We start from the raw sequence: 7,869 nt of genomic DNA, 5'->3' as shown, positions 1-7,869 counted from the left end.
CATCGTCGGCTACACGTTCGCCGTGGGCGACGAGGTGCTCAACTCGCTGAGCTGGACACGGGCCGGCGACCACCACCACGACCTGCGCAAGGCGCTCGTGCCCGAGGTCGTGCAGCCGCACCCGACGGTGTTCGAACGCGCGGCCGCGGCCGGTGTCGCGGTCAGCGCCGTCGCGCCGATCGCCCACCGCGGCAGCGGGCTCACCAGGGCGGTGCTGCGCGGCTCGTGGTTCCGCGGCACGGCGGGCTTCGGCGACCTCGTGCTCGGGGCGGTCGCGGGCGTCGAGCAGGACCGCGCGTTCTGCTACGCCTACCACCCCGACCTCGACACGATCGGGCACCTCTACGGCCCCGGTTCCGAGGAGTGGTTGCTGCAGCTGGAGTTCGTGGACGTGCTCGCCGAGCGGATCGCGTCGAGGCTGCCGTCCGGCGCGCTGCTGGTGGTCACGGCCGACCACGGCATGATCACCGCGGACGACCGGATCGACTTCGACACCGAACCCCAGCTGTGGCAGGGAGTGCGCGTGATCGCGGGCGAACCGCGCGTGCGCTACCTGCACACGTCGAGCGGCGAGGTGCTGGACGTGTGGCGTTCGGTGCTGGGCGACCGGGCGGACGTGCTGACGCGCGAGGACGCCGTGGACGCCGGGTGGTTCGGCCCGGTCAGCCCGCTCGCGGCCGACCGGATCGGCGACCTCGTCGTGGTGATGAAGGACTCCGCGGTCCTGCTGCGCAGCCAGGCCGAACCCACGTGGAACGCGTTGCGCGGCTTCCACGGCGCCCGCACGCGGCAGGAGATGGCGATCCCGCTGCTCGTTCACCAGGCTTGATGACTTCAGTGTCAGCCGAAACCAGCCGTTCCGGCTGGTGAGACCTAGGATCACGGGACGTGACGATCGAACTGCCAGGACCGGTCGGGTTCGTGCTCGGCGGCGGCGGAAGCCTCGGCGCGGCGCAGGTGGGCATGCTGCGCGCGCTGCACGACCACGGCGTGCGCCCCGACCTCGTCGTCGGCACGTCGGTCGGTTCGGTGAACGGCTTGCTGCTCGCCCTCGACCCGGACGAGGCGGCCGCCAGACTGGCCGTGATGTGGGAGGGCATGACGCGCCAACGCGTGTTCCCCGGCGGCCCGCTCGCGCAGCTGAGGTCGTTGCGCACCAACAAGACCTACCTCTTCCCGAACACCGGCCTGGCGGGCGTGCTGGCCGAGGGCCTGGACGGCACCACGTCGTTCGAGGACCTGGCGCTGCCGTTCGGCGCGGTGTCGGTGGACTGCGTGACGGGCGAGGCCGTGAACATCACGACGGGCCCGCTGGTCCCGGCGATCCTCGCCAGCTCCGCCATCCCCGGCGTCTACCCGCCCGTGAAGATCGGCGACCGCGTCCTCTACGACGGCGGCGTGCTCGCGAACGTGCCCATCCGCCAGGCCCTGGCGATGGGCGCGAAGTCGTTGGTGGTGCTGGACTGCGCGTTCCCGGGCCACCTCCCGACCGTGCCGGCGACGCTCGCCGAGACGCTGCTGTTCTGGGCGACCCTGGGCATGCGCAACCAGGCCGTGCTGGAGGTGGAGCTGGCCTCGCAGCAGGCACCGGTGCTGTACCTGCCGGGCCCGCCCGTGCAGGCCGTGACACCGCTGGACTTCTCGCACACGGCCGAGCTGGTCGAGGCCTCCTTCGAGGCTTCTGCTGCGTTCCTGACGACGCTGGAGATCGCGGGGGCCGGCTTGTACGGCCACCCGTCACACGGCGTCTAGCAGGCGTGCGGAATTCAAGCCGTCGAAGAACATCACGCCCTCGACGTCGATCAGCGCCGGCCGTCCGCCGGCGACGAGCACGTGGTCGGGTCCCAGCTCGCCGTGGACCAGCCCGTACGTGTTGCGCGGCCGAATCGCCGCATGGCGTTGGCGCAGCAGGGTTTCCAGCCGTGACCGGACCGCGGCGATGCGCGGGACGCGGGAGCAGCAGGCGTCCAGGTGGCCGAGGGCTCGGGTCAGGACGACGTCCGGCACGGGCGGCGCGTCGGGAGGTTGCAGGGCGCCGGGACGGTTCCCGGCCGTAGGCGGCGTGCGCGACGTCCGCCAGTTCGGCCACCCCCAGATGTGCCACGCTCCCCAACCTAGGCGTGCCAACAGAGCCGGGGCGAGCGGACACGAACGGGTATGACAACCGAAGACCCTGACGACCGCGGGTTGTGGTCGCAGGCCGCCGGGGGCAGCGCGCACGCCTTCGGTCTGCTGTTCGACCGGCACGCGAAGGCGGTCTACAACCACTGCTTCCGGTTGACCGCGTCGTGGGCGGAGGCCGAGGACCACCTGCAGGGCACGTTCCTCACGGCCTGGCGCAAGCGCGCGGACGTGCGGCTCGAGCGCGAGTCGGCGTTGCCGTGGCTGCTCGCGGTGGCGACCAACGTGGTGCGCAACGAGCAGCGGTCGTTCACCCGCCGGCTCAGGAACCTGCGGCGGGTCGGCGCGGAGCCGCCGGTGCCCGACCACGCGGACCGGGTGGCCGAGCGCCTCGACGACCAGCGGCGGATGAAGGCGCTGCTCGGCGCCGTGGCCGGGCTCCCGCGCAACGAACGCGAGGCGCTCGCGCTGTGCGTGTGGTCCGGGGTGTCGTACGCCGACGCGGCGGCGGTGCTCGGCATCACCGAGGGCAGCGTGCGTGCGCGTGTCAGCAAGGCCAAGTCCAGGCTCCAGCAGCACCGCGAGCTCGTGCCCACCGGGGAGGACCGATGACCAGCACGCTCCCACCCACGCGTGACCTGCCGCCGGGCCGGCACGCGCGGATCCGTTCCGAGGTCGAGCGCGGGATCGGCTCGAGAAGGCGCCTGCTCGTGCCGGTGCTGGCCGGAGCCGCGGTGGTGGCCGCCGTGGTCGCCAGCGTCGTGGTGTTCCAGCCGTCCGCACCGCCTTCTCCCGCCGTCCACATCACCACCGCGCCCGCGACGACCGTCACGTCGGTGCCGCCGGAGGAGGTGAAAGCGATCGAGTCCGGGTGCTCGAGGTCCGCGGGCCGCACCGGTGCCAGGCTCCACCAGTACCTGGGCGAGGAGACCCGGTGGGCCTTGCTCTACACCGGCGACGCGGCGCTGACCTGCACGCTCGGGGAGGACGGCATGGCCTACAACGCCGCGTTCGTGCAGGTCGCCGTGGGGTGGTTGCCGGGGCACTTCTCCGTCGACGGCATCGGTACGAGCGCCGGCGGCGACGTCGCCGGCAGGCAGGAGACCGCGGGAAGGCCCGGCTACCGCACGGCCGTCGGCAGGATCGACGCGAAGGTCGCCAGGGTGACGGTCACCGCGGACGGCCGCACCGTCGACGCCAGGATCGCCGACGGCACGTACGCCGCGCGCCTGCACTACCCGCCGTCCTGGGGCATCCCGCACGACGACCAGGGAATGCTCGTCCAGGCCTACGACGCCGACGGCCGGTCGCTGGGCAGCAGCACGGGCACGTGGGGGGAGTGCTACTACGAGCCCGGGACGAGCACCGTCCTGTACGGCGACGACCGCATCCCGGCGGACCGGTGCCAGCCCGCGACGCCGTGGAGGTGACGGCCACTACCGACCGGTCACCTCAAGCGACATACTGGTTGGTATGACGACTGCGGAGCACTTCGGCGGTACGAGCCACCACGCGGACCTCGACGGGCCCGTGCACTGGGTCGACTTCGGCGGACCGGACGACGGGCCGCGGGTCGTCCTCGTGCACGGGCTCGGCGGCTCGCACCTCAACTGGGTGCTGCTCGCGCCGTTGCTCGCGCGCAGGGCACGGGTGGTCGCCGTCGACCTCGCCGGGCACGGCCTCACCCACCCGGAGGGCCGGCAGACCACCGTGCAGGCCAACGCGCGGCTGCTCGGCCGGTTCGTCGAGGAGGTCGTGGGGGAGCCGGTCGTGCTCGTCGGCAACTCGATGGGCGGGATGATCTCGCTGCTGCACACCGCGGAGGACCCCGGCCTGGTCCGCGGTCTGGTGCTGGTGGACCCGGCGCTGCCGATGGTGCTCGGCACGCGGCCGGACCCGACGATGCTCGGCACGTTCTTCGTGTACTCGGTGCCGGGGCTGGGCGAACGGTTCCTGGCGAGGTCGCGGACCGTGACCCCGCGCAAGCAGGTCGACCGGCTGCTGGACCTGGTCTGCGCCGACCCCGCGGGCATCCCCGAGGAGCTCAAGCTCGCCTCGGAGCACCTCATCGGCGAGCGCGCCGGGGTCGAGGGGCTCGACAAGGCGTTCCTCGCGGCCGCGCGCAGCACCGTGCTCACGACGTCCAGGCGCGGCGCCTACTACGCGGCCATGCGCAAGATCCGCGTGCCGGTGTTCCTGATGAGCGGCGACAAGGACCGGCTCGTCAACGTCGCCGCCGCCCGGTTCGTCGCGCGCCGGCACCCGCACTGGCGCTACGACGAGTTCGCGGGCATCGGGCACGTGCCCCAGATGGAGATCCCCGAGGTGGTGTCCGAGCGCGTGCTGGAGTGGATGGACGCCAACGGCCTGAGCACGCCCGAAAGCTGATCTGTCAGGCCTTCGGCCGCACGCCGTCGGTCGCCGCCTTGGACGTCGCCCGCGGCGCGCGGGGCTTCGCCGCGCGCGCCTTCGCCACGGGCACCGCCTCGACGACCTTCCGTGCGGCCTCGGTCCTCTCCGCGGCCTCGGCGGCCAGCGCGACCATCTCGTCAAACCCGGCCCGGATGCCGTCGGCGAGCAGCTGCACGTCCGGCACGCCGTCGAAGTCGGCGTTGATGCCGAACGTGAACCGGTCGAGGTAGGAGAAGATGCCGACGGTGATCCGGATCGTCGAGGCGACCGGCACGTACGGGAACATCTCCACCAGCGGCCTGCCCAGCATGTACAGCGGGACTCGCGGGCCGGGGACGTTCGTGGTGACGGTCTGCAGGATCTGCTGCGGGAACCGCATCGCGGTCCGCGAGCCCAGCGCCATCAGCGTCGGCGCGGCGAAGTTCGACAGGTTCGTGATCACGTCGGCGCCGGCGGCCTGGCGCGAGCCCTTCAGGTCGTCCATCTGCTCGCGGATCGACGCGAGCCGCCTGACCGGGTCGGCCTCACCGACGGGCAGGTTCACCAGCACGGCGCTGACGCGGTTGTTCAGCTCGTTGTGCTGGTCGGCCTTGCGCATCGACACGGGCACCATCGTGCGCACGACCATGCCCTCGGTCAGCTCGCCGCGCTTCTCCAGCAGGTCGCGGAACCCGCGCGTGATCGCCGTCAGGATGACGTCGTTGACCGTGCCGCCCGCGGCCGTGCGGATCTGCTTGATCTCGGCCAGGTTCGCGCGCGCCCACACCCAGCGGCGGTGCGGCCCGATGGGTCCGTTCAACGACGTCGCCGCGCGCGTCACCAGGCGCTTCGCCGTACCGGGAAGGGAACCGAGAACGGACTTGCCGAAGTCGACGATCTCGCTGAAGGACCGCAGGTTCCGAGCGAACGCGGGCAGCGCGGCCAGGTGCTGCACCGGGGTCACCACGGCGTCGCGCACCCCGTCGACCACGAGGTCCAACGTGGACGGTTGCGGCGCCGGCGTCCACTCGGGCGGCTCCGGCAGGACGCTGTCCTCGCGGAAGTCCAGGATCAGCTGGAGCATGTCCGAACCGGACACCCCGTCGATCATGCAGTGGTGGACCTTGGAGATGATCGCCCAGCGACCACCTTCCAGGCCCTCGACGAGCCACGCCTCCCACAGCGGCTTCGAGTCGTCGAGCTTCTGCGCGAAGATCCGGCCCGCGAGGTTGCGCAGCTGGTCCTCCCCGCCCGGCGACGGCACCGCGGTGTGCCGCACGTGGTAGAGCACGTTGAAGTGGTCGTCGTCGACCCAGACCGGACGGCCCACGTGGAACGGCAGGGCCTTCACCTTCTGCCGGTAGCGCGGCACCTGGTCCATGCGCGCCAGGAAGAGGCGGATCACGTCGCCGTACGACGGCACCGGGCCGTCGAACACGAGGACCGAACCGACGTGCATGGGCACGTTCTCGTCCTCGATGAAGTAGAAGCCTGCGTCGAGCGAGCTCATCCGGTCCACTCGAAAAACACTAGAGCAGCTTTCCGTCTCAATCGACGTCCATGCAGGTGAGAGGCAGTGCACAGCGGTGAGGTTGCCGACGCGTTACCTCCGCGTGGCGAATCGAGACTCGAAAGTGCTGGCGAAAAGATCGATCACGAAACATCATGGTGACACCGGGCACAGCCGCTCGGGGCGCCGGCTCGGGGTTGTCGACGTGTGGGGAGGCTCGTATGTCCGCCGTACCTTCGGACGAAGCTCTCGAAGCTGCCGCTTCGCCCCTGCGCCTCGTCAGAGGCAGCGCTCCCGGACTCTTCTGGTACCTCACCGAACCCACCCGCTGCGCCCTGGACGTCGGCGAGTTCGTCGCCACCCGGTCGATGCTGCGCGGTGCGCCCTCCGGTGACGGCCACCCCGTGCTCGTGTTCCCGGGCCTCGGCGCCGCGGACCCGTCCACGGTGATGCTGCGCCGGTTCCTGTCCGGACTCGGCTACCAGGTGCACCGCTGGGGACTCGGCACGAACATCGGCCCGACGCGCCGCGCGGTCGACGGCATGCATGCGCTGGTGAAGAAGGTGTCCGACGAGCACGGCGGTCCGGTGTCCATTGTGGGCTGGTCGCTGGGCGGGATCTTCGCGCGCGAGATGGCGCGCGACCACCCGCACCGCGTGCGCCAGGTGATCACGCTCGGGTCGCCCTACAACATGAGCGATCCCGTGCAGTCGCGGGCGATGCCGGCGTTCGCGCTGCTGTCCCGCCTGCACATCCCGCGCGAGGAGTTCCCGCCGCCGGAGGCGACGCGGCCGCCGATCCCGGTGCCCGCCACGTCGGTCTACTCCAAGACGGACGGCATCGTGTCGTGGGAGTCGTGCGTCGAGGAACCGGGGCCGCGGCGCGAGAGCGTCCAGGTCTCGTCGTCGCACCTGGGCTACGGCTTCAACGCCACCGTGCTGTGGGTGGTGGCCGACCGGCTGGCGCAGGCCGAGGGCACGTGGGTGCCCTTCGCCGCACCACCGGGGATGGCGCGGCTCTACCCGCGCGCCGCGTGAGCGGTCAGCACGGCCGCGGGTCCGAGTAGATCACCAGGGTCTGCTCGGGCTGCTCGGCCGGGTGGAACGCCGTGAAGGCGTAGTCGAGCGCCCCGAGAACGGGGTGCCGCAAGCGTTTCCGCCCCGCCAGCCGCTGCGCCTGCACCTCGTGGTGGGGCCACCAGGCGCGCACCTCGCGGCTCGTCTCGTGCAGCTCGTCGACCAGCCGGGTGAACCGCGCGTCGCCGGGGTGCCGGCCGGCCAGCGAACGCAGCCGGGCCAGCAGGCCGCGCGCCTCCGGCTCCCAGTCCACCACCACGTGCCGCGCCTCCTCGGCCGTGAACGTCCAGCGCACGAAGTTCAGCGTCGTGCCGATGAGGTCCCCGAACAGCTCCGCCGCGGCCTCGTTGTGCGCGAGGACGTCGTAGGTGGCGTTGATGACGTACGCCGGGTTCGGGTGCAGGAGCCCCGGCACGGCGGCGATCTCGGCGGCCAGCGGCTCGGGGGCGGCCGGGTGCTCCCTGGTGCGGCCGGCGAGCCGGAACAGGTGGTCCTCCTCGGGCCGGTCGAGCCCGAGCGCGGTGGCGAGCGCCCCGAGCACCTGGTCGGACGCCTGGACGTCACGGCCCTGCTCCAGGTACGTGTACCAGGTGGCGCTGATGCCGGCGAGCACCGCGAGCTCCTCCCGGCGCAGCCCCGGCGTGCGCCGCCGGGATGTGCGCGGCAGACCGGCCTCGGCCGGGGTGAGCCGTTCGCGGCGGCTGCGCAGGAACAGGCCCAGCTCGTGCCTGCGGCTGGTCGGGTCGCTCATGCCGGCACCTCCAGTACCAG

9 protein-coding genes are annotated in these 7,869 nt (G+C 72.0%); 6 read left to right on the top strand and 3 right to left on the bottom strand.

The genetic code is table 11. The features are described from left to right. Together VF330_RS05280 and VF330_RS05275 are read left to right on the top strand one after the other, a co-directional pair. On the top strand, positions 1-829 hold an 829-nt coding region (locus VF330_RS05280; RefSeq protein ID WP_330850351.1), incomplete at its 5' end, for an alkaline phosphatase family protein. Positions 830-888: 59 nt separating this feature from the next. After that, the gene (locus tag VF330_RS05275; RefSeq protein ID WP_330850350.1) at positions 889-1,752 is read left to right on the top strand and encodes a patatin-like phospholipase family protein; all 864 of its coding nucleotides are present in this window, start codon (positions 889-891) and stop codon (positions 1,750-1,752) included. Here the strand turns inward: VF330_RS05275 and VF330_RS05270 are convergent. Beyond that, on the bottom strand, positions 1,738-2,007 hold the full coding sequence (locus VF330_RS05270) for a hypothetical protein (RefSeq protein ID WP_330850349.1): 270 nt from the start codon (positions 2,005-2,007) through the stop codon (positions 1,738-1,740). The two genes, VF330_RS05275 and VF330_RS05270, sit on opposite strands and share 15 nt — an antisense overlap. A gap of 150 nt (positions 2,008-2,157) precedes the next feature. On the opposite strand from VF330_RS05270, the gene VF330_RS05265 reads away from it, so the two are divergent. The 3 genes from VF330_RS05265 to VF330_RS05255 are packed head-to-tail and all read left to right on the top strand — an operon-like array spanning position 2,158 to position 4,509. Continuing rightward, positions 2,158-2,733: an RNA polymerase sigma factor gene (locus VF330_RS05265; protein WP_330850348.1), complete on the top strand. Its 576-nt coding sequence runs from the start codon at positions 2,158-2,160 to the stop codon at positions 2,731-2,733. Next, positions 2,730-3,551, top strand: coding sequence for a hypothetical protein (locus VF330_RS05260; RefSeq protein WP_330850347.1), 822 nt, complete (start codon positions 2,730-2,732; stop codon positions 3,549-3,551). Before VF330_RS05265 ends, VF330_RS05260 begins: the two co-directional genes overlap by 4 nt. Positions 3,552-3,594: 43 nt before the next feature. Next, positions 3,595-4,509 (top strand): alpha/beta hydrolase, encoded by a 915-nt coding sequence (locus VF330_RS05255; RefSeq protein ID WP_330850346.1) that lies wholly within the window; start codon positions 3,595-3,597, stop codon positions 4,507-4,509. A 4-nt stretch (positions 4,510-4,513) separates the two neighbouring features. Here VF330_RS05255 and VF330_RS05250 read toward each other — a convergent pair whose 3' ends face one another. Beyond that, complete coding sequence (locus VF330_RS05250) at positions 4,514-6,022, bottom strand: wax ester/triacylglycerol synthase family O-acyltransferase (RefSeq protein ID WP_330850345.1); 1,509 nt, start codon at positions 6,020-6,022, stop codon at positions 4,514-4,516. A 221-nt stretch (positions 6,023-6,243) separates the two neighbouring features. On the opposite strand from VF330_RS05250, the gene VF330_RS05245 reads away from it, so the two are divergent. Further along, the gene (locus VF330_RS05245; RefSeq protein WP_330850344.1) at positions 6,244-7,059 is read left to right on the top strand and encodes an esterase/lipase family protein; all 816 of its coding nucleotides are present in this window, start codon (positions 6,244-6,246) and stop codon (positions 7,057-7,059) included. A gap of 4 nt (positions 7,060-7,063) precedes the next feature. On the opposite strand, the gene VF330_RS05240 is transcribed toward VF330_RS05245, so the two are convergent. Beyond that, positions 7,064-7,849, bottom strand: a complete 786-nt coding sequence (locus VF330_RS05240) for a helix-turn-helix transcriptional regulator (RefSeq protein ID WP_330850343.1) — start codon at positions 7,847-7,849, stop codon at positions 7,064-7,066. Between the last annotated feature and the right edge of the window lie 20 nt (positions 7,850-7,869).

The organism is Lentzea sp., from assembly GCF_036380075.1.
In the GTDB taxonomy this organism is placed as follows: domain Bacteria; phylum Actinomycetota; class Actinomycetes; order Mycobacteriales; family Pseudonocardiaceae; genus Lentzea.
The sequence above is the reverse complement of the archived record's forward strand: the minus strand, read 5'-3'. Positions and strand labels throughout refer to the sequence as shown.